Genomic DNA, 25772 nt, shown 5'->3' on the forward strand with positions numbered 1-25772 from the left:
CCGTGGGCACGCGCAGGGAAGAGCGGAACGGCCTACGGAAGAAGGGAGCGTGCCGTGACCGACCACCGCCACGAAGGACCGGGTGAGAACGGCCAGGGCATCCCCCGGGATCTGCCCGACCAGCAGGCGGGCGAGGGCGAGGACCCCTGGGAGGTCGCCCCGGGCGTCGCCGAGGACGCGGCCGCCGAGGAGTCCGATCCGGATGCTGCCGCGGAGCGGCAGCCCGACGTCCCCGACACGGACGAGGCCGGGACCGGCCGGCGGGGCGCACCGCACTCGGGCTCCGCCGATCCGGAGCAGCCGGTACCGGACGAGCCCTCCGCGTAGCCGCGCATCGCGGACCCGTACGACGGGCCGTGCCCGCGTGACGGGAAGCTCCCGTTCGGCCCGCCCGGGGATGGAAAACCCGTGGACGGAAAAGAGGAAGCCCCGACCGTGACGGGGGAATCACGGTCGGGGCGGCTCGGTGGTGGGTACGGAAGGCGGTCGCCTCTCGGCGAATGCTCCACAGGGCTTCAGCCGAACGATCGTCCCTGTGGGCGGAAGGTGAGGCCCGGGGACACTGTTCCCGCCGTACCCACGTTCTCTTCAACGGAGGACGGTCCCGGTGTGTTCCAGGTGTTCCGGCCGAATGCTCCGACTTTGCGGTGATGTGCGTCACCCCGGCCCGGGGGCCCCGCGCGAGCGGTACGAGGCGGGCACACCGGCCTGCTCCTCGGCCTGCTCACCGGTCCGCAGAGAACCCCCGCGCCCGGCCGGTCAGCACCCGGGCGGGGGTACGGAAGGCCCGGACGAGGCGTGTCGGCGCCGGGGACCGCTCCAGCTGGAAAGGCGATCCGCTCCAGCGCCCGGGCGGGAGCCACGGGGGCGCCCCGTGCTCCGGGTTCCCCAGGGCACGGGCGGCCGTACGACGGGACGGGAGCAGGGCGGCGGCCGAAGGCCCCCGCGTGCCCCGGCGCCCGCTCGGGGCCTCTTGCACCCCCGGCACGCAACCCGCGCTCGTCCGGTTTGCGCTCTACGCTCGTATGCATGACCGAAAGCGCGAGTCCGTACATGGCCCATCCACGGATCATGGTGCTCGGCGTGCAGCCCGGTACGCCGCCGTTCCGGATCGTGGAGATCGACGGAGAAGTGATCGGCGAGGCCAAGACCATCACCGACGTGCTGCTGGCCGCCGCCGCGTTCGGGATCACCGTCCATGATCTCGACGACCCGGACGTGGTCCGCTGGGTCGGCGGGGACAGGTACACCTGGACTCTGCGCCGGTAGGCGCCGCGGCGGACGCCGGTCCTGCCCGGCGTCCGCCGCGGTCATGCCTTTGCCTTGCTCCCCGTCCTGGGCTTCGCCTCGGTTCCCGCCCCGGCCCGGTCCCTGCCCTTCGCCCTGCCCCGCAGCTTGCCCCGCAGTCCGCTCCGTGCCGTGCCCTCCGGTGTGCTCTTCGGCTTGGTGGCCGGCCTGGCCCTGGCCCTGGCCCTGGTTTTCGGCGCGGCCCCGGCCCTCGGCTTGCGCGCGTGCACGGCCCGGCTGAGCCGGCGCCCCAGCAGGAGGTATCCGATCAGCGCCCCGCTGGTGTTCAGGATGACGTCGTCGATGTCGAAGGCACGTCCGGTGATCAGCGCACCCTGCGCGAACTCCACCATCAGCATCACGATCCCGGTCAGCAGCAGCACCTGCACGAATCCGCGGGTGCGCGGCGCCAGCACCGGGGCGAGGACGCCGAAGGGCACGCCCAGCAGGAGGTTGCCGCCGACCTGGCGGACGGCGTCGCGCAGCGCGGGCTGGTCCAGATAGCTCTGCAGGGAACGGCCGGGACGCAGATTGGTGTGGATCAGCGACTCGGAGGCGGGGGAGGGCTGCAGCGTGAGCCGGGCCAGCGCCACCGCGAAAACGACCATGAACGCGAAGGCACAGAGCATCACGAGCAGCCGGACCGGCAGGGGGAGCGGGCGCCGCTCGCTTCCGCCGCCCCCGCGTCCGGGCGGGACGCTGTCCGGCTTCCGGCGCCACGCGAAGCGCGGGCGTGAGGCTGTACGGGTCATTCCGTCCTCCGACCGTCAACTGCTGTCATGAATGGGATGGGCAGGCCGCCCGGGGCGGTGTCGTCACGCCGGGCCGGCGCGGACACCGCTGCCGTCAGTCGCCGTAGGAGACGTCCACCTTCGTGAACCCCAGGGAGCGCAGCAGACCTTCGAGCATCCCCGTGGTGTTGCTCTCGGCACGGGTGGTCAGTTCGCTCTCCTTCGCCGCGGCGCCGATGTGCCGCACCGCGAGCTTCTGCACGGCCTGTTCGCTGTTGGGGTTGTCCGAGAAGAGGTCACCGAGACGGTCGAGCAGCCCGCGCTCCTTGGAGACGGCGTAGGAACGCTCGGGGTCGAGCGCCGGAGTGCCGAGGCGGGCGTGCGGCAGCCGCAGGGTCGCGGACGTACGGTCCTCGTCGACCCGCACGTCGTCCTTGCCGAGCTTTCCGAGGTCGACATAGGCGTCGACGGTGCCCGCGCCCACGTACAGGGTGCGGCTGCCGCGGATCGCGTCGGGCAGGAACTTGGTGTCCTTCTCCAGGTCCACCACGACCTGGAAGTTGCCGGACGCCGCGTCGTACCGGCTGATGTCCTGGATGGATTCCAGCAGCGCGGGACCGGAGCGGTCATGGGTCTCCGTGCCGAACAGGTCCTTCAGGCCCGGCAGGACGCTCAGCCGGATCCCGGCGAAGAGCACGGCGAGCACCACCACCACCACGGTGAGTACCTTCGCCCAGCCCGGCATGCGCCCGGGGAGGCGCCTGATGGGAGTCGTCATGGTGACGGCCCTCCTTCCTAGTGACCGAATGCCCCCCACTGCACCGAACAGACACGGGAGTTGAGGCTTGAAGGACACCGCTGGAAGCATGCGGGGGCGCACGGGGTGCCGGGAGTCCTGCGCGAGTCGTCGAAACGATGGCCGAAGGGGTCACCGGACAGTGTCCGCGTCGACCGGACGGCGGCGGCCCGGGGACCGGGGACCAGTAGCATGAGCCCTCCGGCCGACATGATCATTCGAGGAGCCGACCCGTGCGAGACATCGCCGTGTTCAGCGGCAGCGCCCATCCGGAACTGGCGGCGGAGGTCTGCACGCATCTCGGCGTGCCGCTCAGCCCCGTCCGGACCAGCCGGTTCGCCAACGACTGTCTGGAGGTGCAGCTGCTGGCCAACTGCCGCGAGCGCGACGTGTTTCTGGTGCAGCCGCTGGTCAGGCCGGTGCAGGAACACCTCGTGGAGCTGCTCCTGATGTGCGACGCGGCCCGTGGGGCGTCCGCCTCCCGGATCACCGTCGTGATGCCGCACTATTCCTACGCCCGCTCCGACAAGAAGGACGCCCCGCGCATCTCCATGGGCGGACGGCTGGTCGCGGACCTCCTGGTGGCGGCCGGAGCGAGCCGCGTCCTGGCGATGACCCTGCACGCACCGCAGGTGCACGGATTCTTCTCGGTGCCCGTCGACCATCTGCACGCGCTGCGCGAACTCGCGTCGCACTTCAGGCAGTACGACCTCAGCCGCACCACCGTCGTCTCGCCCGACCTGGGCAACGCGAAGGAGGCGGCGGCGTTCGCCCGTCTCATCGGAGCGCAGGTCGCGGCCGGGGCGAAACAGCGGTTCGCCGACGACCGGGTGCGGATCAGTTCCGTCATCGGCGAGGTCGCCGGGCGGGACGTCATCGTCCTGGACGACGAGATCGCCAAGGGCAGCACGGTGCTCGAACTGCTCGACCGGCTACGGGAACTGGGCCCCCGCTCGATCCGAGTGGCGTGCACCCACGGCCTGTTCGCGGCCGGGGCGCTCAAGCGGCTGGGGGAGCAGCCCGACGTGCTGGAGATCGTGTGCACCAACACCGTCCCGGTGCCCGCCGAGGAGCACACGGACAAGCTGCGGGTCCTGTCCATCGCCCCGGCGCTCGCCGAGGCGGTACGGCGCATTCACAACGGTGAGTCCGTGAGCGCCCTGTTCGACGCGCCGCCGACCGAATAGCACTCGCTCGTCACACCGGGTCCGGCGCGGACCCGGGCCGGTCCAGGACCGCGTCCAGGGTCGGCCGCGGAGGCAGCAGCCGGGCCAGGCCGGTGATCCGCAGCACCCGCAGGGTCAGCGCGTCGGTGCACACCAGGTGCAGACTGCCGTGCTGCTCCAGGACCCGCTGCCGGGCGCGGTACAGCAGGCGCAGACCGGAGGCGTCCAGGAACTCGACCCGGGCCAGATCGATCACGACGCGGCACTTCGGGTCCGAGGTCGCCGCGTCCAGGTGCGGGACGACCTCCACCTCCGCGACGATGTCGATCTCGCCGCGGAACTCCAGCACCGTGTGCCCCCGGTCCTGAAGGACGCGGAGAAACCGGCTCGGCGGTGCAGGTCGGTGCCGCGCCACGTCATCGCCTCCAGCCTGCTTCGTGCACGGACCGGTCCCCAACGCCGGTCCCCGCACTGCAAGTTACCCCCGGGCGCATGGATGTGGGCATGTTTGATCGTCATATGTCTTTGAATTGCGATCGAGTTCTTGCGGATCTGGCCAGTCCGGTGCCGCGCGGTGCGGTCACGGGTGACCCAGGACCTGCCTGAACGCTCAACTCCCCAGACCAATCAAGCCACTTGTCCTTGCCGCCTCTCCTCACGGGCGTGACGGAACCCTCACTTCCGCCACCTGCCGAACTTGATCCTTTTGCGGTCGGAACCGATAAGCTCCTTGTCGACGCCGCGAGTTGAAGTGATCGCGCTGCGTCGATTCGCGATACGTACCCATGAGTGCGGTCCCCTTGCACACCCCCATGTCTGATCGTGTTGCTTCGAAGGATGCAGATGGAACTCGCCACTTTGCCACCGGCGGCGCGGCCTCCTGCCGCCTGGTACAGCTGGTGGCTGATGCCGCTGGGCCTGGGCGGCGGGACGATCGCCGCCACGTTCATGAGCTCGGAGCGAATAACGGCCGCCGTCGCCGGCGCCGTCGCCACCGCGGCCGGCGCGTGGTGCGTACGGCTGCTGCTCCGTACCCGTACCCGGCTGTTCCGGGCCGAGGAAGCCCTCCGTGCCGCGCAGGTCGAGCAGTCGCAGAAGTCACTGCAATGGCGGGAGCAGGCGGCGGGCCTGGAACGGGACTTCGCCGCCGAGCGCACCGCCCAGGAGGAGCGGTTCACCGAGCGGAACGCCGCGCACGAACGGATCCTCACCGAGCGGAGTACCGCCCACGAGAGGCAACTCGCCGAACAGTCCCAGGAGTTCGAAGCACGACTGACCGGACTGACCGAGCGCCACGAGGCCCGGGTCACCGAGCAGGCCGAAGCCATGGAGGAGCGGCTGGCGCATCAGCTCGCCGCGGTGGCCCGGCTCGCCGACGAGCAGCTGCCCGAGGCGATCGAGCGCCTGCGCGACGGTGACGCCATCGACGACCTGCTGCCGAGCGTCCAGCAGTGCGCCGAAGTCGGCGCCGAACTCCAGGCCGAACTGCGCAAGATACTGCGGATCTCCCTGATGGCGCTCGAGGAGGAGTTCGACCGCTCCACCTCCGCCGAGCAGGCCGTCATCAGCATCGGCAACCGCATCCACGTGCTGACCAGCAAACTCCGTGGCCGACTGCACGAGATGCAGGGGGAGCACGGCCGCCTCCCGGCCGTCGCCCGGGGCCTGATGGAACTCGACCAGGAGATCGGCCCCGCAGACTGTCTCGCCGCCAGCGTCGGCGTCCTCGGCGGCTCGGACCGGCCGGGCAGGCAGTGGCAGGAGCCGCAGCGGCTGCTGAGCGTGATGCGCGGCGGCATCGGCCGGATCAAGGACTTCCACCGCGTCCAGCTGCGCCGGCTTCCCGAACTCGGCGTCGACGGCGGTCTGGTGGACCATCTCACGCTGATCTTCGCCCACCTGCTGGACAACGCGGCGCGCTACTCACCGCCCACCGAGCCCGTGGTGGTCTCCGGCAAGGAGGTCCCGAACGGCGTCGGCATCGAGATCCAGGACTCCGGCAAGGGCCTGAGCGAGGAGAAGAAGCGCGAGGCCGAGCACGCCCTCGCGGGCACCGCGCCCGGCGCGGGCATCGGAGGCATCACCGAGGACGCGAACATCGGCCTGCGGGTCGTCGGCGTCCTCGCCCGCCGCTACGGCATCCGCGTCACCTTCGCCGACTCGCCCTGGCTCGGCACCTCGGTGGTGGTCGTCGTACCGCACAAGTACTTCAGCCCGCTGCCCACGGCCACCGAGGCCGCGGCAGCCACCGCCGCGGGGGTGCCCGCCGCGACGCCCGTCCTGCCGTGGACCGCGGTCACCGACGACGGGGAGGCCGACCTCTGGCCGGCCGACTCCGCCGAGGCACCCGGCTCCGGCACGTCCCCCGAGTCCGCCGGGGCGGTGGACACCACGCCCGGCGGGCTGCCCCGGCGCCGCAGCAGCAGGCGGGCCGAGACGGAGCCGCGGCAGACCGGACGGCCCGGGCACGGCGAGCGGAACACCGTCGCCGCCGTACCACCGGACGCGTCCTTCACCGGACTCGCGGCCTTCGCCACCGCCGGCCGCGACATCGCGGGGCGCGACGCGGGCGAACGCGAATCCGCAGAGCGCGACACCGGCGCGGCGCCCGGGGCGGCCGCCGGTGGCACCCCCGCAGGACGTGAGTACACGAAGCACCGCACCGAGGAGAGCGACCACACCCCATGACACACCAGGGAAACGACGTGAGCTGGGCGCTCCGCGATCTCGTCGAGAGCATCCAGGAGATCCGCTTCGCCCTTGTGGCCTCCAGCGACGGCAAGGCCATCACCTCCTTCGGGGCGGAGGACCCCGACGACGTGGACCGCTTCGCGGCCGTGGTCGCCGGCCTGCAGGCACTGGCCCAGCCGGTCGCCGAACAGTTCCCCGCCTACGCGGGGCAACTGCGGCTGGCGATGATCGAGGTCGACGGCGGCCACCTCTTCGTGGTCCGGGCGGGCGTGGAGACCTACCTCGGCGTCCTCGCCCGCGAGGGCCTGGACCAGGGCCTGCTCGGACACCAGATGAGGGACCTCGCCCGCAGGATGGGTGAGCTGCTCGGCACCACTGTGCGCCAGGAGGAGCACTCTGGATGAGTGGTCCCCGCCGGCCGTCGGACCCGTCCGGTCTCGAGCGCTACTACGTCCTCACCGGAGGGCGCAGCGGACCGGGCGGTTCGGCGTCGAGTCTCGACGTGGCGACCCTCGTCGTCTCCCGCTCGGACCCCGTCCCGGGGATGCAGCACGAGCACGAGGAGATCATCCGGCGCTGCCGTGAACCGCTCTCCGCGGCCGAACTCGGCGCCCATCTCGGGCTGCCGTTCAACATTCTCGCCGTACTGCTGTCGGACCTGCTGGACGGAGGCCGCGTCGAAACCCGTGACCCCATTCCGGCTCACGACGCCGGCCGCGGGCCCGACCTCGCGCTCCTTGAGGAGGTACTCAGTGGACTTGAAAGGCTTTGACCAAGCCGGCCGGCATACGGCCGGGGACACCCGCTCGGTGAAGGTGATGATCGCCGGCGGCTTCGGTACCGGAAAGACCACGATGGTCCGGTCGGTCAGCGACATCAAGCCGCTCACCACCGAGGAGACCCTCACCCAGGCCAGCGCCGACGTCGACCGGCTCATCGGTGTCGCCGACAAGACGGAGACCACGGTCAGCCTGGACTTCGGCAAGATCGGCATCAACGACAGCCTGGTGCTGTACCTGTTCGGCACGCCCGGCCAGGAGCGGTTCTGGTTCCTGTGGAACGGGCTGTTCAAGGGGGCGCTCGGCGCGGTCGTCCTGGTCGACACCCGGCGGCTGGCCTCCAGTTTCCGGGCGATCGAGGAGATGGAACGGCAGAACGTGCCCTTCGTCATCGCCCTCAACGTCTTCCCCGACTCCAAGGACTATCCGGTGGACGAGATCCGGGACGCTCTGGACATCCCCGGACACATCCCGGTCGTCGCCTTCGACGCCCGCGACCGGTCCGCCAGCCGCGACGTGCTCGTCACCCTCATCCACCACCTGCGGGACCGCTCGGCCGCGGCCGTGGAGTCCCGATGAACGACCCGGCCGCGAACACTCCCGGCGCCGCCCGCGGCTGCCCCGTCGCCCACCACGGCGCGGACCCCGCCCGGCTGTACGGGCCGGACCTGGCCACCGGCCCGGCCGGCGTCCAGGAACGGCTGCGCAAGGAACACGGGTCGGTGGCGCCGGTGCTCCTGGAGGGCGACGTACCGGCCTGGCTGGTGCTGGGCTACCGGGACATCCGGCGGGTGCTCGACAACCCCCGCCAGTTCACCCGGGACGCCCGGATCTGGCGCGACCAGCGCGACGGGCGGGTCGCGGACACCTCACCGCTGGTCCCGATGCTCGGCTGGCGCCCCGACTGCGTCTCCCAGGACGGCGAGCCGCACCGGAGGCTGCGCGGAGCCGTCACCGACGGACTCCAGGCCGCGGCCGGCCGAGGCATCCGCCGGCACGCCACGCACTTCGCGAACAAGGAGATCGACGCCTTCGCGGACACCGGCCGCGCCGATCTGGTGAGCGACTACGCCGAGTACCTGCCGATGCTGGTGATCACCCGCGTCCTGGGGCTGCCCGAGGCCGAGGGACGCGACCTGGTCGAGTCGTGCGCCCAGGTCCTCAAGGGCGGCGAGGACGCGGTCACGCACGACAGCCGCATCCAGGAGATCCTCGGCGCGCTCGTCGTCCGCAAGCGGTCCGAACCCGGCAGCGACCTCACCACCGCCCTGCTGGCGCACCCCGCCCGGCTCGACGAGGAGGAGGTGGTCAGCCATCTGCGCCTGGTGCTGATCGCCGGCCACACCACCACCAGCAACCTGCTCGCCCGGGTGCTCCAGCTGGTCCTCACCGACACCGCCCGGCTGTCCGGGCTGATCAGCGGCCGGCTGAACATCTCCGCGGTCGTCGAGGAGGTCATGTGGAACAGCCCGCCGCTCGCGGTGCTGCCCGGCCGGTTCGCCACCAGCGACCTGGAGATCGGCGGTCACCGGGTCCAGGAGGGCGATCTGCTGGTCCTGGGCCTCGCGGCGGGCAACAGGGACCCGGAGATCCGCCCGGACTCCGGGGTGTCCGTACAGGGCAACCAGTCGCATCTGGCGTTCAGCGGGGGACCGCACGAATGCCCCGGCCAGAACATCGGCCAGGCCGTCATCGAGATCGCCGTGGACGTCCTGCTGCACCGGCTGCGGGACCTGCGCCTGGCGGTGCCGCCGGACGAGCTGTCCTCGACCGCCTCCACCTGGGAGACCAGACTGGACCGCCTGCCGGTCGAGTTCAGCACCTGACACCGGGCGGCGCCGCAACGGCCGGCGTGACCGGCCGCCGCGCCGGCCACCGTGCCCGGCCGTGCTGCCCGGGCGTGCTGCCCAACCCGGCCACGGGGCCGGGCAGCACGCCCGGTCACACGGTCAGCAGATCGTCGACCGAGCCGCGGCCCGCCTGCTCGGCCGTGGCCACCTCGCCCTCCTTCGACGCCGCGTACCGGCCGCTGGTCAGGGCCCACTCGTAGTTGCCCTCGATCCAGTGCTGGATGGCCTGCACGCCCTTGTCCACCCGCCCGCGCTCGTCCGCGTCGAGCCCGAGTTCGTCGCACATGCGGGGCACCCGTGCCTCGAGCTCCAGGTACTCGTCCAGGCAGGCGGTCGTCATGCGGTACGCCTCGGCCGCGGCCTCCTCCCACGAGCAGCCGCGCTCCCGGTGCAGTACGGCTATCAGGTTGTGGCCGTCGCCGCGGCGCCGCTCCCGCTCGAAGGAGTGGATGTCGTTCATGAACCCGATGGTGTCCGCGGCCAGATCACGCATCCGCTCCATCAGGGGATGGGCCATCGCCCGCGCCGGCACCTCGAAGCCGCGGCTGCGTTCACCGGCGTCGATACTGTGGTGGATGCCGACGGTACGGCGCCGGAACACGGCGTACTCGTCGAGGCCGAGCGTCCCGGTCAGCCCGCGGGCCGCCAGGTCGACCTCCTCGCAGTGGGCCACCAGGAACCGGCCCCAGGACGCGGCGAACCGGGTCTGCCAGGTCAGGGACATGCCATCCGAGAGGCGTTCCCAGACCTGCGCCCAGGCCACTGTGATCGGGCAGACCACCCGGGGCGTGCTCCCCGCAGGCCGCAGCGGGGTGACGATGAGCTCCCGCGCCACGTCGGCCACCACATCCGCCCGGTCCGGCCGCCCGGCGTCGAACTGGTCGTCGAACAGGAACGCCAGTGAGAACCAGTTCATCAGGACGACCATGTCCTCGGCCGAGGCGTACGGATAGGTGCGGGCAGCGGCCTGCGGCAGGTCCCAGGAGCGGTACTCGTCGAACCCGGCCCGGCTGCGCACCAGTCCCATGTCCCACACCCAGCGCAGATGACGCGCCCGCGCGTACTCCAGATGCTCACTGACCGGGGTGTTGAAGGGAAGGTCGAACCGGACGTCCTGAGACATGTGCTTCCTTTCGGGAGACGGAACGCAGAGTCCCCCCGCCCTGCGAGCGGGCCGTCGCGGAAACGGCCCGCGCACTCGAACTCGACTTCACCGCACGAAAGTTGAACAGGCAAGCGGAACGAGGCTGCCCAGATCCTAGATGATCTACACAGGATGCCCGTCGTGATATCCGTTACTGAACACGGCACTTGAGGTGCATGTTCTCCCAAATGCCCCAGGAGTTACCGTACTTGTAGCTGATTGAATCCGCAGAAACGGGACAGGTGCCCAGTACGGGCAGGGGAGCCGCCCCGGCCCGTGGACGGACCCCGGACCCTGTGGAGGAGACATGCCGACCGTGCCTGCGGGAGTGGTGGTGCTCGACTGTGCCGAACCCGAGAAGCTCGCCGAGTTCTACCGCGAGTTGCTGGCGGCGGAGGTGGTGGACGCCCAGGCCAACCGGGTGGAGATCCGGGCCGCCGACGGCTTCCGGCTGGCGCTGCGCCGTGACACCAACGCCACCGCGCCGAGCTGGCCGCGTCCCGAGAACTCGCTCCAGGCGCACCTGGAGTTCGTGGTCGACGACCTGGACGCCGTGGAACGTCTGATCGTGGGTCTCGGCGGCCGCCCGGTGGAGACGAAGGACGCCACGGGCCCCCTGGAGGAACGCGGCTACGCCGACCCGGCCGGGCACTCCTTCACCGTGCGCTGCGATGTCCCGGTGGCACCGAAGCTGGGCTGACACCCGCCGAACGGCCGGACCCACCGGGGCCACCGGCCCCTCGGGGCCGGCCGGGACTCTTCGAGGGCCGCGCCCCGGCGCGCAGAGGCGCCGGGGGCTTCATGCGGTGGAGGAGGGGCCCGGTCAGGCGCTCCCCTTCTCCTGGGCGGGCCAGGAGCCCGTCGAGCGTTCGATGGCCTTGGCGCCCGCGCGGTTCACGGCACTGCGCACCACCGCGAAGATGGCGCCCTGGATCGCCGCGGCCAGCAGGATCTCGCCCCATCGGCGGTCCCGGTCCAGCGCGTCGGGGGCGTCGTCCTCGTGCCGGATCAGCTTCCACGTCTTCTGGAACGCGAGCCCCGCCACGGTGCCACTCGTCCAGCCCAACGCGAACCCCACGGGCTTGTACGCCAGGGGCAGCTTCCTCTTGCTCTTCTTCTTCACCACGTGGATCTCCCAGGTCGGTACAGGCGATAGGAAAGTTCCTGTGCCCCACGTTCCCCGTTTTCCGCCCTCCGCACGGCCCGACCGGGCCCGACCGGGGCAATCCCCCATGGTGTGGCGGCAGGGGTGAGCCCCGCCGCGACGGGGGAACGCGGCGGGGCCTGAACGGCGGGTGCCCGCCGACCGGGGTGTCATGCGCACCGAACCGAAGAAAATTCGGCCGGGCCCCCGGGTCTCTCCCCGGCCTGAGCCGGGCGAGAGGCCCTAGTCGCGCGGCTCCAGCACGAAGACCGGGATCGCCCGGTCCGTCTTCTCCTGGTACTCGGCGTACGGGGGGAACGCCGCGACGGCCCGCTCCCACCACTCCGCCTTCTCCTCCCCGGTCACCTCACGGGCCGTCATGTCCCGCAGGACCTGCTCGTCCCGCAGTTCCACCTGGGGATCGGCCTTGAGGTTGTGGTACCAGACCGGATGCCGGGGTGCTCCGCCCAGCGAGGCCACCACCGCGTAGCGTCCCTTGTGCTCGACACGCATCACCGGGGTCTTCCGCAGCTTGCCGCTCCTGGCTCCCCGCGTGGTCAGCAGCACCACCGGCCTGCCCTGCAGGGTGGTCCCCTCGGTGCCGCCGGAGCTCTCGTACAGTTCCACCTGCTCGCGCACCCACTGCGTGGGGCTGGGCTCGTACTCGCCCTGAAGAGGCATGCCATCCGTCCCGTCGTTGTCGCGGCCCGTGGCCGGCCCGGACTCCGGGACGGCCGTGGGGCCATGTGGATCAGCTCGTTCCGTACCAGTGTCGACCGGACCGCACATGACCTCCGACGTCATGGCGTCCTCGGCGTGTCCACGGCACAGTCATGACCGTTCCCCGGACCGAATCCCTTGAACTCGGCCCACCCCGGATCCAGGAGACCCCCGTCATGACCGAGCCCACGCCGACCCCGGCCGCCCCGGCCCGTACCGCCCCGCCCACCGGCACCCGCGCCACCGTGGAGGAACTGCTGCGCCGGATCGGCCACGGCGACCCGGACCGCATCGCCGAGCTGTACGCCGATCCCTGCGACTGGCAACTCGACTGGCCACAGGACGAGCACGGCAGCACCGCGACTCCCTGGATCCGCCACCGGGTCACCCGCGCCGACGCCGCCGCCCACTACCGGGAACTGGCCGCCCACCACGTGCCCGACGCGGCCGCCACCGAGATCGAGCGCATCCTGGTCGACGGCGACGACGCGGTGGTGTTCGGCGAGATCCGGCAGACCCCCCGGCCCACCGGACGCCCCTACCGCGCCCGCTTCGCCCTGCTGCTCACCGTGCGGGACGGCCTGGTCGTCCGCCACCACGTCCACGAGGACAGCCTCTCCGTGCACCGCGCCTTCGTACCGCGGCCGCCGGCCGGGTCGTAGGCTTTCCGGGTGACCGAACAGGCCCCAAGCCCTTCCTCCACGTCGTCGTCTGCGCCGCCGGTGTCGCCGCGGACGTCAGCAAGCTGATCACCGCCGCGGGAGCAGGGCTGGGAGGTCGGCGTCATCGCGACACCCGTCGCCATGAACGGGTTCTTCGACGCCGTCGCGGTCCGCGCGCAGACCGGCAGGCCGATCATTCCCCAAGCTCTCAACTCCGTTCGACCAGGGGAGACCCCAATCGCCTGGCGCACCCCCGGCGAACCGCGCCCCTTCCCCGGGCCCGACGCGGTGGTGGTCGCGCCCGCCGCCTTCAACACCGTCAACAAATGGGCGGCCGGAATCGCCGACACCCTCGCGCTGGGCACCCTGTGCGAGGCCGCGGGGCTCGACGTGCCGATCGCCGTCCTGCCGTGTGTCGGCACCGCCCTGGCCGCCCACCCCGCCTACCGGGACAGCCTGGAGCGGCTCACCGCGATGGGCGTCCGCTTCGGCGCCCCGTACGCCGGGGAGGCGGCGCCGGACGGCGGCCGGCCCGAGTTCCCCTGGGAGCGGGCCCTGGACCTCGTACGGCCGGGATGAGCGCGACCGGCACCGGGTGATCCCGTGCGCACCCGGACACGCAGACCCGCACACGCGTACACGCGCACCCGGGAACGGAGGGGCCGCGCGGCGCGCGTCCGCATTGCCTTTTCGGACACCGGCCGTCGAATCGGATGATTGGGCGCGTGAATTAAGCGGCTCGAATCTCATTGACACGATGTCAAAAGGCGGCAGTCGACCGGGGAATGCGGGAAACCGTGGACTCTCTTGTTCCAGGTCGTTGGCCTGTGCAAAAGTGGGTCGTGCGGGCACGCGGGCAATGCCTTTTGTCCTGGCGTGCACGAGGCCGCTCCGACATGCCACCGGGCTCCAAAAGGGCTGCTCCGGGTGGATGTTCGAGATACCGGATCCTCTACGGGCGGGCTTCCGCTGTATCGTCGGCGAGGTCCCGGGTCCGCTGGTTCGGACTTTATCCCGCGCGTTCCCGAGAGGATTGCATCCGTGAAGGACACCGGCCTGTCGAATTTCCCGGCCCCGGCCGCCGCGTTCGACGTGACGGACGAACAACTGGGTGACGAGTTGCGGAAGTGGACGGGAGCCACCCCCGCACTGCACCCCGTCGGCGAACTCCTCGACCGGCACTGGGAGTCGGTCTTCGGCTATGCCCGGCTGTGCACCGACGGTCCCCGTTCCGCCGGGATGCTCACCACCGCCGCGTTCACCCGGCTCTTCGGAGAGACCCTGCGGCGCAACGGCCCGAGTTCCGCATGGCGTCCCCGACTCCTCGTCACGGTGCGCCGGATCGCAGCGGAGTGGGACGGCGACCACCGGCGCGACATGCTCCACCCCGGTCTCGCCACCACCGCCTCCACCACCGCCTCCGACGACGGCCGACGGCCGGTCGCACGGCTGCTGCCGCCGCCCGAACGACGCCTGCTGTCAGGGGCGTTCCGGCGACTGCCGCAGTCCGCGCGCTGTCTGCTGTGGCACACCGAGGTCGAGTCCGAACCGCTCCACGTCCCCGCCGGGCTGCTCGCCCTGGACGAGGAGGGCGCCCGCATCGAACTGCGCCGCGCCCAGGAGCGGTTGCGCGACGAAGTCCTCCAGCTCCACGGGGAACTCGCCCCCGACCAGGAGTGCCGAAGCTATCTGCGCCTGCTGGAGGTGGCCTACCGGCGCGCGGGCACCGAAACCGACCCGGACCTGCGCACCCACCTGGAGAACTGCACCCACTGCCGGCACGCGGCGGACCAGCTCGCCTGCTTCGCCGGTGGGCTCGGTACGGCCCTGGCGGAGGCGGTCCTGGGCTGGAGCGCACGGGAGTACACGGAGAGCAGGGCACGGGCGGCCGTCGTCACCGACGAGCCGGCCGCCGAGGAGCGGCCGTCGCCCGAGGGCGTCATCGGTGCGGCGTTCTCCGGCCCCGCCGACGGACGCCCGGACACGGTGGGCGATCCGTTCGCCGGGCCCGCGGGCGAACCCCCGGCGGTGGCGGGCGAGTCGTTCGCGGACGAGGGGACCCCGGTCCCGCCCCTCCCCACCGAGACGCCTCGCACCGCGCCCCCCGTCCCCGCGGCCCCCACGGTGCCCCCGATACCGGGCACCGCTCCGGCCGCGGCGGCCCCGGCCATCTCCGCCCCGGCCACCTCCGCGCGCACGGCCTCCCGGTCCGGTGCCCGCTCCCGACGGCGCGCGCCCTCCCGTACCGGTCCTCGCGGTGCCGTGCTGCGCGCCGGTTCCCGTGTCGCCCGGAAGGCCGCCCGCCGGGCCGCGCGTCGGCGCAACCTCGCCGCCGGCATTCTCACCGTCAGCGGGCTGGTCGTCCTTCCGCTGGTGCTGTGGACCGCGGGGGGTTCCGACGACGCCGCCGCACGGGGCGACGACCGCCCCTCCGAATCCTCCGGCGCCGCCGTGGGCAGCCCGCCGGGCGACCCGTCGTGGTTCCGTTCCGGAGAAGCGGCGAAGGGAGCCCTGCGCGGCCGGCTGCACAACACCGCCTCCGGCCTGTGCGTCGGTGTCGTCGGCGGCCGGGCGGTCGCGGGCGCCGAGACCGAGCTCACCGCCTGCTCGGCGGGCAAGGTCCAGCAGTGGACGTACGAGACCGACGGGCTGCTGCGCAGCGCCGCGGAACCGGACCTGTGCCTGGACTCCCGCCTCGGCTACTCGGTGCGCCTGGCCCGGTGCACCGGCGAGGCCCAGGAGGACGCCGGCAGCGCGCGCTACGACTTCACCGTCCAGGGCACCCTGGTGCCCCGCTCCGGCCAGGACCTGGGTCTGGCGCCCGCCGCGACCGACGGCTCGGGCGCTCTCGTCCTCAAGGCCCGCGACGACACGGACGCCCAGCGCTGGGCGATCGACACCTCGGAGCCCGACCTCCAGGTGAAGGTCGTCACCTGGGACCTCGTCGGGAACGAGGAAGGGAACTAGGACGAGGAAGGGGACCGGGACGAGGACGGGAAGAACGACCGGGCGGACCGCGCCGGCCGGCCGTTCACAGTTCCTCCGCCGGCCCCAGCTCGGCCCAGATGGTCTTGCCCTCGGCGGTGTGTCTGCTGCCCCACCGCCGGGTGAGCTGGGCGACCAGGAGCAACCCCCGGCCGCCCTCGTCCCAGGTCTTGGCGCGGCGCAGGTGCGGGGCGGTGTGGCTGGCGTCGAACACCTCGCAGATCAGCGTCGACGCGTCGCAGATCAGCCGGAGCCGGATCGGCGGAGCGCCGTAGCGGATCGCGTTGGTGACCAGTTCGCTCACCACCAGCTCGACGGTGAACGACATGTCGGTCAGCTCCCACACGCCCAGCTGGTCGAGGACCCGCTTGCGGACCGGCGCGACGAGTGCCGGGTCGGCCGGGATGTCCCAGGTGGCCACCCGGGAAGACGGCAGCCCATGGGTACGGGTCAGCAGCAGCGCCACGTCGGCCGTGGCGGGACCCGGAGGGAGCATGGCGTGCAGAACACGGTCGCAGGCCTCGTCGAGAGCCCCGGAGGCCGCGTGGGACAGGGCGTCGCAGAGCATGCGGGGGCCCGCGTCCGTGTCCGTGCCGCCTCCCCGGCCGTCGACGAGACCGTCCGTGTAGAAGCCCAGCACACTGCCCTCGGGCAGTTCCAGCTCCACGGACTCGAAGGGCAGCCCGCCCAGGCCCAGCGGCGGCCCGGACGGCATGTCCAGTATGCGGACCGAGCCGTCCGGCGGGACCAGGACCGGTGGCGGATGCCCCGCCCTCGACAGGGTGCAGCGCCGTGACACCGGGTCGTACACCGCGTAGAGGCAGGTCGCACCGACCTCGCCGGGGCCGGCGTCGCCGCCCGACTCGTGCGAGAGATGCAGGACCAGGTCGTCGAGGTGGGTGAGCAGCTCCTCCGGGGCCAGGTCGATGTCGGCGAGGGTGCGGACGGCCGTACGCAGCCGGCCCATCGTCGCCGACGCCTGGATGCCGTGGCCGACGACGTCCCCCACCACCATGGCCACCCGCATCCCGGACAGCGGGATCACGTCGAACCAGTCGCCGCCCACACCGGTGCGCGCGGCCGGCAGGTACCGGGAGGCGGCGTCCACCGCCGCGGTCCGGGGCAGGCCGCGGGGGAGCAGGCTGCGCTGGAGGGTGAGGGTCGTCTCGCGTTCGCGGGAGTAGCGGCGGGCGTTGTCGACGCAGACGGCCGCACGCGCGGTGATCTCCTCGGCCAGCAGTACGTCGTCGTGGGTGAAGGGCTCGGGATGCCGGAAGCGGGTGAAGGCCGCGACACCGAAAGTGACACCGCGGGCCCGGAGGGGGACGGACAGGATCGAGTGGACACCGAACTCCCGGACCTGCCGGGCGTGGGCCTCGTCGACCGCGAGCCACGGATCGAGATCACCGGAGGGGACCGAGGCGACGACGCTGTGGCCGGCGATCAGGGAGTCGGCCTGGGGCGCGGCGGCCGGGTAGACGACCACCTCGCCCGGGTCGGTGACCGACTCGGGGGCGCCCGCCGTGCGGGACCGGTGGGTGATCCGGCGCAGCGAGACCGGCAGAGTGAGCGGACCGGCGGGGTCGGCGCCCTGGTCGTGCTCGAGCAGGTCGACGCTGACGAAGTCGGCGAGCGCGGGGACGCAGACCTCCGTCAGCTCCTGCGCCGTCCGGGTGACGTCGAGGGTGGTGCCGATACGTATGCTGGCCTCGTTGACCAGCTGCAGCCGTGCCCGTGCCCTGTTCTGCTCGGTGAAGTCGTGGGCCGTCACGCAGACGCCGACGATCCGGCCGGAGTCGTCGGTGACCGGTGCGATCCGGGCCAGCCAGGCGTCTTCGTGGCTCTCTCCGTGGACCCGCAGACGCGTCTGCACGTCGTGGCCCCGGCCCGTCCGCAGCACCTGGCGCATGTGCTGCTCCAGCTCCCTGGCCCGGGGCCGGCCGCCGATGTCGCCGGGCTGCAGACCGCGCAGATGGGTGGCCGGCAGCCCGAGGAGCTCCGCCATCGCGTCGTTGGCACCGTGCAGGCGCAGATCCTTGCCGAAGACGACGGTGGCACAAGGGGACTGGACCATGGCCGCCCAGAGCAGCGGATCGTCGGCCGGGTCGGTGTCGCCGGACCGCAGCGGGGTGACGGCCAGCCAGTCGTCGGTCTCACCGTCCTCCGGCCGGCCGCGGTGGGCGAGCAGCCACACGGTGACGGTGCCGCCGTCCCGGTGCCGGAGCGCGAGCGTGCCGCTCCAACGCGTGTCGGCCGGCGGCCGGGGCGGCTGCGCCCCGTCGGCGAGCAGGCGGGCCGCAGGGCGGCCGACCACGTCCTCGGCCCGGTGGCCCAGCAGCCGCTGAGCGGCCTCGTTCCACCGGGTGACGGTGCCGTCGGCGGCGATGACGGCCCGAGCCGTCACCGGATCGTCGAACGGGTCGTCCGCCCTCATCGTCGCCACTCCATCGCGCACACTCACCGTGAACCGGTCGATCGCCAGAGTTCCACCCTAGTGCGTCCGAGGCGGGTGTGGACCGGAACCCCGTCCGGGCGGGAGGCCGCGGGCGGGACACGAGGGACGGGAGTGACGCCCGAGACGGTCACCGGGGAGGTCCGTCCCGGCCTTCGGCCCCGGGTCCCGTCCCACCTGTTGACGGAGTGTCACATCTGCCACAACGATGTCCCCGTACGAATGGGAGCGCTCCCAGTCGTCGTCGCCGCCGTGTCCTCCCACCAGAGGAGCCCAGACGTGAACAGACGCAGAACCGCGCTGCTGTCCCTGACCGGCCTGCTGGCGACCGCGCTCACCGCGCTGCCCGCCGCCCCGGCCGGGGCCGACGAGGTCGAGCAGGTCCGCAACGGCACCTTCGACACCACCACCGAACCCTGGTGGGCCTCCGCCGGTGTCACCACGAGCCTGTCCGACGGCCGCCTGTGCGCCGACGTCCCCGGCGGCACCGCCAACCGGTGGGACGCCGCCGTCGGCCAGAACGACATCACCCTCGTGAAGGGGGAGTCGTACCGCTTCTCCTTCGCCGCGACCGGCACGCCCGCGGGCCACGTGGTCCGGGCGGTCGTCGGTCTGTCGGTGGCCCCGTACGACACCTACCACGAGGTGTCCCCGCAGCTCGGCGTCTCCGGCGACACGTACTCCTACACCTTCACGGCGCCTGTGGACACCGAACGGGGCCAGGTCGCTCTCCAGCTCGGCGGCAGCCCCGACCCCTGGCGCTTCTGCGTGGACGACGTGTCCCTGCTGGGCGGCGTGGAGCCCGAGCCGTACGAGCCCGACACCGGGCCCCGGGTCCGCGTCAACCAGGTCGCCTACCTCCCCTCGGGCCCGAAGAACGCCACCCTGGTCACCGGGGCGACCGAGCGGCTGACCTGGCAACTGAAGGACGCCGACGGCAGGGTCGTCCGGCAGGGCAGGACCGTGCCGCGCGGCGTGGACGGCTCCTCCGGGCAGAACGTCCACTCCATCGACTTCGGCGCCCACCGCGCGCGGGGCACCGGCTACACCCTGGCCGTGGACGGCGAGACCAGCCGGCCCTTCGACATCGACGCCGGCGCCTACGAGCGGCTGCGGCTGGACTCGGCGAAGTACTACTACACCCAGCGCAGCGGCATCGAGATCCGCGACGACCTGCGCCCCGGCTACGCCCGCCCGGCCGGACACGTGGACGCGGCACCCAACCAGGGCGACGGCAGGGTGCCCTGCCAACCGGGCGTCTGCGACTACACCCTCGACGTCACCGGCGGCTGGTACGACGCCGGCGACCACGGCAAGTACGTCGTCAACGGCGGCATCAGCACCTGGGAGGTGCTCAGCACCTACGAACGCGCCCGGCAGGCACGCACCGGACAGGCGGACACACTGGGCGACGGCACGCTGAACATCCCCGAGAGCGGCAACGGGGTGCCCGACATCCTCGACGAGGCCCGCTGGGAACTGGAGTTCCTGCTGAAGATGCAGGTGCCCGAGGGAGAGCCGCTGGCCGGCATGGCCCACCACAAGATCCACGACGAGCAGTGGACCGGACTGCCGCTGCTGCCGAGCGACGACCCGCAGAAGCGCGAACTGCACCCGCCGAGCACCGCCGCCACCCTGAACCTCGCGGCCACGGCCGCCCAGGCGGCCCGCCTGTACCGGCCCTACGACAGGGAGTTCGCGGCCGAGACCCTGGCCGCCGCGCGCACCGCCTGGACGGCCGCGCTTGCCCACCCCGAGGAGTACGCGAGCCCGGACGACGGCATCGGCGGCGGCGCCTACCCGGACGACGAGGTGAGCGACGAGTTCTACTGGGCGGCGGCCGAGTTGTATCTCACCACGGGGGAGCGGCAGTTCAAGGAGTACGTCCTGAAGTCCCCGGCGCACACCGCCGACATCTTCGGCCCTCTCGGATTCGACTGGTCGCGCACCGCGGCGGCCGGCCGGCTCGACCTCGCGACGGTGCCGAACGGGCTCCCGGGCCGGGACAAGGTCCGCCACTCCGTGGTCAAGGGCGCCGACCGCTACCTGGCCACGCTGAAGGCGCACCCGTACGGCATGCCGTACGCGCCGGCCGGCGACGTCTACGACTGGGGCTCCAGCCACCAGGTCCTCAACAACGCGGTCGTCCTCGCCACCGCCTACGACCTCACCGGTGCCGCGAAATACCGGGACGGCGCGCTGCAGAGCATGGACTACATCCTCGGCCGCAACGCCCTGAACATCTCCTACGTCACCGGGTACGGCGAGGTCAGCGCGCAGAACCAGCACAGCCGCTGGTACGCTCGCCAGCTCGACCCGGCGCTGCCGAACCCGCCCGCCGGGACCCTCTCCGGCGGACCCAACTCGAGCATCCAGGACCCCTACGCCCAGTCGATGCTCCAGGGCTGCGTCGGCCAGTTCTGCTTCATCGACGACATCCAGTCCTGGTCCACCAACGAGCACACCATCAACTGGAACGCGGCCCTGACCCGCATGGCCTCCTTCGTGGCCGACCAGAGGTAGCGGACCGGAGTACCCGCGCCGGTGCCGGAGGTGTCGTCCCGTTTCGCGGGCCGACACCTTCGGCACACCCCTTTCGGTACCGCCGCGCACCCACTCTGAACTGGTGATATTTACGATCGAGTACCCGAGCGGTACCGTGATGGCATGCCTGCTCTGAATGTGGAGTTCAGTGACCGTGAACTCGAGGACCTGCGGCAGATCGCCAAGGAGCGCGGTACATCGATGAAGGCGCTGGTGCGGGAGGCGGCCGCGGCCGACATCGCCCGCCACCGGGCACTCCAGGAGGGCGCGGAGGCCTTCCGCCGGTTCTTCGCCTCGCACGCCGACGAATTCGCCGCCGCCTTTCCGGACGACGAACCGCGGGCCAGGGGTACGGGACGGGCCGCCTGACCGATGGCATCCGTTCTGCACATCGACGTGCCCTGGCTGCTCCAGCGGCACGAGGAGGTCCTCCCGGACCAGCCCACCATCAACGACTTCTCGGCGCTGGTCGCCGCCGTCGCCCGGCACCGCGTCGACCCGCCCCGCCTCGGCGTGGACTCGGACGCGGCCTGGCGGGCCGCCGCCCTGCTGCACACCCTCGCCCTGCTCCGCCCCCTGCCGTCGGCCAACGCCCGCTTCGCCTGCGCCACGGCGGTGGCGTACATGTTCGTCAGCGGCGTCGGCATCGACCCGCCCTACGGCGCGATCGTCGACCTCGCCCGCGATCTGATGTCCGGTACGACGGATGTCTACGGAGCCGCGGACCGGCTCCGCTCCTGGCAGATCTGACACCACCGCCGGAATGCGGGAACCGGGAACCACGGGAAAACGCAGGTGGAAAGGCGATGCGGGCGACTCCGGGCATGTTTTTCCTTTTGACTTTCTGTCAACGAGTGGAGGTTTCCCCGGTGCCTTGTTGGCCGTGTGCCGGTTGTGCGAGAGTGAGCCCCCCGTGAGGGGGTAAAATCCGGGGTCGCACGCGCGTTGATGAACCGGGTCCGCTTTCACCATCGGTGAATTCGCGCCCTCCCGCGCACCGCCGCCAAAGAGGTACGGACCACATGGGACTTCCCTTTTCGGCGTCAGAACTTCTGTGTCACCTGCGTGTGGGAAGGAACCATCTCAGTGCCCACCCCTCATTCCTCTCGGCCTCCTCATCCCCCTCCCGGAGGGGATCCGGGGGAGTCCGACGAGTCCCTCGCCGCACGGTTGCGAGGCCGTCCGGAGGGCGAGGCAACCCACTCCGTCGCGATGCTGACGGCGCGTCACTGGCCGGCCATGCACGACTACGCGACCGTCTGCCTCGCCTCGTCGGGGCCGACCGCCGCCATGGTCACCGCGGCGGCACAGCACCGCGTACTGAACCGGGTCGCCCTCGGCGAACCGGCCGTCGCCCTGCGCCCCGTGCTGCTGGTGGCCGTACGGGACACGGTCCGGGAATGGGCCTCGGACGACCGGACCACCGGTGCCCTGCCGGAGCTGCTGAAACCGGCCGGCGGGCGCGGCATGCGCGCGGCCAGGACGATGACGCCGGAGAACCGCACGCTCGCCCAGCGCTCGTTCCGGTCCCTGCCCGCCCTCGCCCGCTGCGTGCTCTGGCACGTCGAGGTCGAGGCCGAACCCATATCCGTCCCGGCCGGCCTCCTCGGCATCGATCCCGACGTCGCCTCGGGCACGCTCCAACAGGCGCGTGACACCTTCCGCCAGGGCTGTGTCCACGCCCATCAGGAACTCGCGCCGACGAAGGACTGCCGGTTCTACAACCGGCTCCTCGACGTCCCCATCCGCCGCGGCGGAACGCTGCTCCCCGATGTCCAGCAGCACCTGGCGGAATGCCGCTACTGCCGGAACGCGGCCGAGCAGCTGAGTCATTTCGAGGGCGAACTCGGCACGCTCATCGCCGAGGCCGTTCTCGGCTGGGGCGCCCGCCGCTACCTCGACTCGCGTCCCGGCCGGGCGGCACCGGGCCCGCGCGGCGGCCGCACCACCCGCCGCGGACACCGGTCGGGCGGCAGCCGGCACCGCCTGCTGTCCCGGATCCCCGCCCCCGCCCGCCTCACCGGCCTCGGACTCCCGGATGCCGTGCGCTCCACCAGGACCCTGCTCACCGGCCTCGGTGCCGTCTCGGCCGGCGTGCTGGTGAGCGTGCTCATCGCCGGGGGCTCCTCGCCCGACGGCGGCGGCACCGACCCGACCGGCGCCACCAGCGCGGCGGGCGGCCGGGGGGTCGTACCGACCGAGTCCCCGCCGGGCGTGGCCGGACTGCCCACGGGGCCGCAGCCGGCCCTCCTGCGCAACGTCGCCTCCGGCCTGTGCCTCGACACCCGGGGCGAGCCCCAGGACGGCGCCGGCGCCCGGCTCACGGGCTGCTCCTCGCGGCTGAGCCAGCAGTGGACCTACGAGGAGGACGGGCTGCTGCGCAGCGTGGCCGACCCGGGCCTGTGCCTGGACGCGCACAAGGACGCCGGGGTCGTCGTCCTCGCCACCTGCGCCGACGCCGGCGAGAACCGGGCCGACGACGTGCGCTACGACCTCACCGGGCAGGGCGAGCTGCTGCCCCGCTGGGACGAACAGCTGGCGCTGACCCCGGCCGCCCCCGATGCGAACGCCGACATCGTCATCAGGGTGCGGGACCGGACCGAGGACCAGCGCTGGGTGGCCGAGCCGGTGGCCTCGGCCGAGCAGGCCCTGTCGATCAGCCCCACCCGTACCCCGGCGGCACGGCACACGGAGCCGGCCGGGCCGATTGCGTGAACGGCGCGCCGGGGCGGTGACACGCGCCGCGCGCCGGGTCAGCCGGTGCCCTCCACGAGGTCGCCGGGCCCGATCGTGGCCGGGGTGGCATGCCCGGACAGGGCGAGGGTGAGGTCCAGCTCGGCGAGCAGGCAGCGGATCACGTGCTCGACCCCCGCCTGCCCGTCGAGGCCGAGCCCGTAGACGTACGGCCGTCCCAGGAGTACCGCCCGCGCGCCGAGGGCGAGCGCTTTGAAGACGTCGTCGCCGGTGCGGACGCCGCTGTCGAACAGCACGGCCAGCCGGTCACCGACGGCGGCCACCACCCCGGGCAGCGCGTCCGCCGCCGCGACGGACCCGGCCACCTGACGGCCGCCGTGGTTGGACACCACCACTCCGTCCATCCCGGCATCGGCCGCGAGCCGGGCGTCGTCCGGGTGCAGCACGCCCTTGAGGACGATCGGACCGTCCCAGTTCTCCCGCAGGAACGCGAGATCGGGCCAGGTCTTGGCGGGGTCGGAGAACATGCCGACGAAATGCATCACCGCCGCGTTCGGATCCTCGTGCACGGGCTTGGCCAGACCGGCCCGGAACGCGGGGTCCGAGAAGTAGTTGGCGGTCCCCACCCCGTGCAGGAACGGCAGAAAGGCCTGGTCCAGGTCGCGCGGCCGCCAGGACAGCAGGGGAGTGTCCAGGGTGACCACCAAAGCAGTGAACCCGGCGGCCTTCGCCCGGCCGAGGAAACTCCGGGCGACCTCCGGGTCCTTCGGCCAGTACAGCTGGAACCAGCGCTCCGCGTCACCCATCGCCTCCGCGACCTGCTCCATCGGCGTGCTGGACGCGGAGGACAGCACGAACGGCACCCCCTGCGCGGCGGCGGCCCGCGCCGCGGCCGGCTCGGCGTCCGGGTGCATCAGCGACAGCACCCCGACCGGTGCCAGCGCGAGCGGCGCCGGCAGCGCGCGGCCGAGGACCTCCACCGACAGATCACGCTCGTGCACGTCCCGCAGCATGCGCGGCACGATCCGGTGGCGGGCGAGAGCCGCCCGGTTGGCGCGCGCGGTACTGCCGTCGCCCGCGCTGCCCGCCACATAGCCGACCGGACCCGGCCCGAGCCGCCGCTCGGTCAGCTCCTCCAGCCGGGTCAGGTCCGTGGGCAGCCGGGGCACGGCACCCGTCATCCCGTTCAGGTAGATCTCGTACTGGAAGTCCGCCCAGTTCCCGGCCATACGCAGTCCCCGCCTCTCCTCGTCCAGCCGACTGAATCATGAACAGAAGGCATCGCGGAACGGTCTGTCGGGAACAGAAACGGAATGTTTCAGGCCTATTGCGTAGCAGCGGGAATTTGGCCATCTGGCCACTTCGCACAAGCGCCGCCCGTGCGGTTACCGGGTTCACGTCCGTGCATTCCGTGACTTCGCGCCACTGATTCAATACGCAATGTTACCGAAAGCGGCCCGGTCGACGTGTGTTTCCGCGGCGGACTCGGCAGACTCCCGCTCGCCGGTTCGGCACCACCGAGCACGGGCCGGCGACTCGTCGAAACGAGCGGAAGGATGCACACCATGCGGAACACCGCGCGCTGGGCCACCACCATCGGCCTGACCGCCGCAGCCGTCTGCGCACCTCTGTCCGGGGCCGCTTCGGCCGCGCAGGGCGGCGCACCCTCCGCGCTCTACGCCCCGTCGGCCCTGGTGCTCACCATGGGCCACGGGGAGAGCGCCATGACCGTCACACCGGAGCGCGCGGTCACCCTGACCTGTGCTCCCGGCCCCTCCGGCACCCACCCGGCCGCGGCCACGGCGTGCGGGGAACTGGCCGAGGTGGACGGCGATCTGCAGGCCCTCACGGTGAGAGACGGCGTGTTCTGCACCCAGCAGTACGACCCGGTCGTCGTCACCGTCGACGGGGTGTGGCAGGGGCAGCGGCTCTCGTACGAGCGCACCTTCGCCAACGAGTGCGTGATGAACGCCCACGGTTCGGGCGTCCTCGCGTTCTGAGACCGGGACCGCACGGTTCCCGTGACCGCGTGGCGGTCGGGTACTGGGGAGTGCCGACCTCCTCGCGGAACGTGCGGCCCCGTAAGGGAGGCCGGCGGGCGGAGTGGGGCCGCCCGCCGGCCTCCGG

General features: G+C 72.1%; 23 protein-coding genes and 2 pseudogenes. 17 read left to right on the forward strand and 8 right to left on the reverse strand.

Going from position 1 to position 25772, the window contains the following annotated elements; translation table 11 throughout:
• Positions 1-54 precede the first annotated feature (54 nt).
• Positions 55-327: a hypothetical protein gene (locus ACIF80_RS15350; RefSeq protein ID WP_399804371.1), complete on the forward strand. Its 273-nt coding sequence runs from the start codon at positions 55-57 to the stop codon at positions 325-327.
• 702 nt (positions 328-1029) lie between these two features.
• Positions 1030-1269: a hypothetical protein gene (locus tag ACIF80_RS15355; RefSeq protein ID WP_399804373.1), complete on the forward strand. Its 240-nt coding sequence runs from the start codon at positions 1030-1032 to the stop codon at positions 1267-1269.
• A 227-nt stretch (positions 1270-1496) separates the two neighbouring features.
• Here ACIF80_RS15355 and ACIF80_RS15360 read toward each other — a convergent pair.
• Positions 1497-2039 (reverse strand): annotated as a pseudogene (locus ACIF80_RS15360) (VanZ family protein); the annotation flags it as partial.
• Between the two features lie 94 nt (positions 2040-2133).
• The gene (locus tag ACIF80_RS15365) at positions 2134-2796 is read right to left on the reverse strand and encodes a DUF4230 domain-containing protein (protein WP_399804376.1); all 663 of its coding nucleotides are present in this window, start codon (positions 2794-2796) and stop codon (positions 2134-2136) included.
• A gap of 251 nt (positions 2797-3047) precedes the next feature.
• Between ACIF80_RS15365 and ACIF80_RS15370 the strand changes: the two genes are divergently transcribed.
• Positions 3048-4001, forward strand: a complete 954-nt coding sequence (locus ACIF80_RS15370; protein ID WP_399804379.1) for a ribose-phosphate diphosphokinase — start codon at positions 3048-3050, stop codon at positions 3999-4001.
• A gap of 10 nt (positions 4002-4011) precedes the next feature.
• On the opposite strand, the gene ACIF80_RS15375 is transcribed toward ACIF80_RS15370, so the two are convergent.
• The gene (locus ACIF80_RS15375; RefSeq protein WP_399804382.1) at positions 4012-4329 is read right to left on the reverse strand and encodes an anti-sigma factor antagonist; all 318 of its coding nucleotides are present in this window, start codon (positions 4327-4329) and stop codon (positions 4012-4014) included.
• A 494-nt stretch (positions 4330-4823) separates the two neighbouring features.
• Here ACIF80_RS15375 and ACIF80_RS15380 point away from each other — a divergent pair, with 494 nt between their 5' ends.
• Genes ACIF80_RS15380 through ACIF80_RS15400 form a run of 5 tightly spaced genes read left to right on the forward strand, consistent with a single transcriptional unit; the run spans position 4824 to position 9276 of the window.
• Positions 4824-6668 (forward strand): ATP-binding protein, encoded by a 1845-nt coding sequence (locus ACIF80_RS15380; protein WP_399804385.1) that lies wholly within the window; start codon positions 4824-4826, stop codon positions 6666-6668.
• Complete coding sequence (locus ACIF80_RS15385) at positions 6665-7075, forward strand: roadblock/LC7 domain-containing protein (RefSeq protein WP_055594348.1); 411 nt, start codon at positions 6665-6667, stop codon at positions 7073-7075. Before ACIF80_RS15380 ends, ACIF80_RS15385 begins: the two co-directional genes overlap by 4 nt.
• Complete coding sequence (locus ACIF80_RS15390; RefSeq protein ID WP_399804389.1) at positions 7072-7443, forward strand: DUF742 domain-containing protein; 372 nt, start codon at positions 7072-7074, stop codon at positions 7441-7443. The genes ACIF80_RS15385 and ACIF80_RS15390 overlap by 4 nt, the downstream gene beginning before the upstream one ends.
• Positions 7424-8029 (forward strand): ATP/GTP-binding protein, encoded by a 606-nt coding sequence (locus ACIF80_RS15395; protein WP_055594350.1) that lies wholly within the window; start codon positions 7424-7426, stop codon positions 8027-8029. Before ACIF80_RS15390 ends, ACIF80_RS15395 begins: the two co-directional genes overlap by 20 nt.
• Positions 8026-9276 carry a cytochrome P450 gene (locus tag ACIF80_RS15400; protein WP_399804392.1) on the forward strand — a complete coding sequence of 417 codons (1251 nt, stop codon included), beginning with the start codon at positions 8026-8028 and terminating at the stop codon, positions 9274-9276. The genes ACIF80_RS15395 and ACIF80_RS15400 overlap by 4 nt, the downstream gene beginning before the upstream one ends.
• A 115-nt stretch (positions 9277-9391) precedes the next feature.
• Here ACIF80_RS15400 and ACIF80_RS15405 read toward each other — a convergent pair whose 3' ends face one another.
• On the reverse strand, positions 9392-10423 hold the full coding sequence (locus ACIF80_RS15405) for a 7-epi-alpha-eudesmol synthase (RefSeq protein ID WP_399804394.1): 1032 nt from the start codon (positions 10421-10423) through the stop codon (positions 9392-9394).
• Between the two features lie 328 nt (positions 10424-10751).
• On the opposite strand from ACIF80_RS15405, the gene ACIF80_RS15410 reads away from it, so the two are divergent.
• Positions 10752-11144 (forward strand): VOC family protein, encoded by a 393-nt coding sequence (locus ACIF80_RS15410; RefSeq protein ID WP_055594353.1) that lies wholly within the window; start codon positions 10752-10754, stop codon positions 11142-11144.
• Positions 11145-11267: 123 nt separating this feature from the next.
• Here the strand turns inward: ACIF80_RS15410 and ACIF80_RS15415 are convergent, their stop codons facing one another.
• Both ACIF80_RS15415 and ACIF80_RS15420 read right to left on the reverse strand, forming a co-directional pair.
• Positions 11268-11567, reverse strand: a complete 300-nt coding sequence (locus ACIF80_RS15415; protein ID WP_399805261.1) for a DUF4235 domain-containing protein — start codon at positions 11565-11567, stop codon at positions 11268-11270.
• Between the two features lie 264 nt (positions 11568-11831).
• Positions 11832-12269, reverse strand: a complete 438-nt coding sequence (locus tag ACIF80_RS15420; RefSeq protein ID WP_399804397.1) for a nitroreductase family deazaflavin-dependent oxidoreductase — start codon at positions 12267-12269, stop codon at positions 11832-11834.
• Between the two features lie 215 nt (positions 12270-12484).
• Here ACIF80_RS15420 and ACIF80_RS15425 point away from each other — a divergent pair, with 215 nt between their 5' ends.
• From ACIF80_RS15425 to ACIF80_RS15435, 3 genes and pseudogenes are all read left to right on the forward strand, one after another.
• Entirely contained in the window at positions 12485-12970 is a 486-nt protein-coding gene (locus tag ACIF80_RS15425) for a nuclear transport factor 2 family protein (protein WP_399804400.1), read from the forward strand.
• A gap of 23 nt (positions 12971-12993) precedes the next feature.
• Positions 12994-13549, forward strand: a pseudogene (locus ACIF80_RS15430) (flavoprotein); the annotation flags it as partial.
• 462 nt (positions 13550-14011) lie between these two features.
• Positions 14012-15937, forward strand: a complete 1926-nt coding sequence (locus ACIF80_RS15435) for a ricin-type beta-trefoil lectin domain protein (RefSeq protein WP_399804403.1) — start codon at positions 14012-14014, stop codon at positions 15935-15937.
• 64 nt (positions 15938-16001) lie between these two features.
• Here the strand turns inward: ACIF80_RS15435 and ACIF80_RS15440 are convergent, their stop codons facing one another.
• Positions 16002-18389 (reverse strand): SpoIIE family protein phosphatase, encoded by a 2388-nt coding sequence (locus tag ACIF80_RS15440; RefSeq protein WP_399804405.1) that lies wholly within the window; start codon positions 18387-18389, stop codon positions 16002-16004.
• Positions 18390-18686: 297 nt separating this feature from the next.
• Here ACIF80_RS15440 and ACIF80_RS15445 point away from each other — a divergent pair, with 297 nt between their 5' ends.
• From ACIF80_RS15445 to ACIF80_RS15460, 4 genes are all read left to right on the forward strand, one after another.
• Complete coding sequence (locus ACIF80_RS15445; protein WP_399804408.1) at positions 18687-20930, forward strand: glycoside hydrolase family 9 protein; 2244 nt, start codon at positions 18687-18689, stop codon at positions 20928-20930.
• Between the two features lie 144 nt (positions 20931-21074).
• On the forward strand, positions 21075-21320 hold the full coding sequence (locus ACIF80_RS15450; protein WP_399804410.1) for a hypothetical protein: 246 nt from the start codon (positions 21075-21077) through the stop codon (positions 21318-21320).
• A 3-nt stretch (positions 21321-21323) separates the two neighbouring features.
• On the forward strand, positions 21324-21701 hold the full coding sequence (locus tag ACIF80_RS15455; protein ID WP_384013348.1) for a toxin Doc: 378 nt from the start codon (positions 21324-21326) through the stop codon (positions 21699-21701).
• A gap of 336 nt (positions 21702-22037) precedes the next feature.
• Positions 22038-23666 (forward strand): RICIN domain-containing protein, encoded by a 1629-nt coding sequence (locus ACIF80_RS15460; RefSeq protein ID WP_399804414.1) that lies wholly within the window; start codon positions 22038-22040, stop codon positions 23664-23666.
• Positions 23667-23704: 38 nt separating this feature from the next.
• Here the strand turns inward: ACIF80_RS15460 and ACIF80_RS15465 are convergent, their stop codons facing one another.
• The gene (locus ACIF80_RS15465) at positions 23705-24874 is read right to left on the reverse strand and encodes a lactate 2-monooxygenase (RefSeq protein ID WP_399804417.1); all 1170 of its coding nucleotides are present in this window, start codon (positions 24872-24874) and stop codon (positions 23705-23707) included.
• A gap of 336 nt (positions 24875-25210) precedes the next feature.
• On the opposite strand from ACIF80_RS15465, the gene ACIF80_RS15470 reads away from it, so the two are divergent.
• Positions 25211-25645 (forward strand): subtilase-type protease inhibitor, encoded by a 435-nt coding sequence (locus tag ACIF80_RS15470; protein WP_399804420.1) that lies wholly within the window; start codon positions 25211-25213, stop codon positions 25643-25645.
• The last annotated feature ends 127 nt before the right edge of the window (positions 25646-25772 follow it).

Origin of the sequence: Streptomyces sp. NPDC085927 (assembly GCF_044540975.1) — a bacterium.
Classification (GTDB): Bacteria; Actinomycetota; Actinomycetes; order Streptomycetales; family Streptomycetaceae; genus Streptomyces; species Streptomyces hirsutus.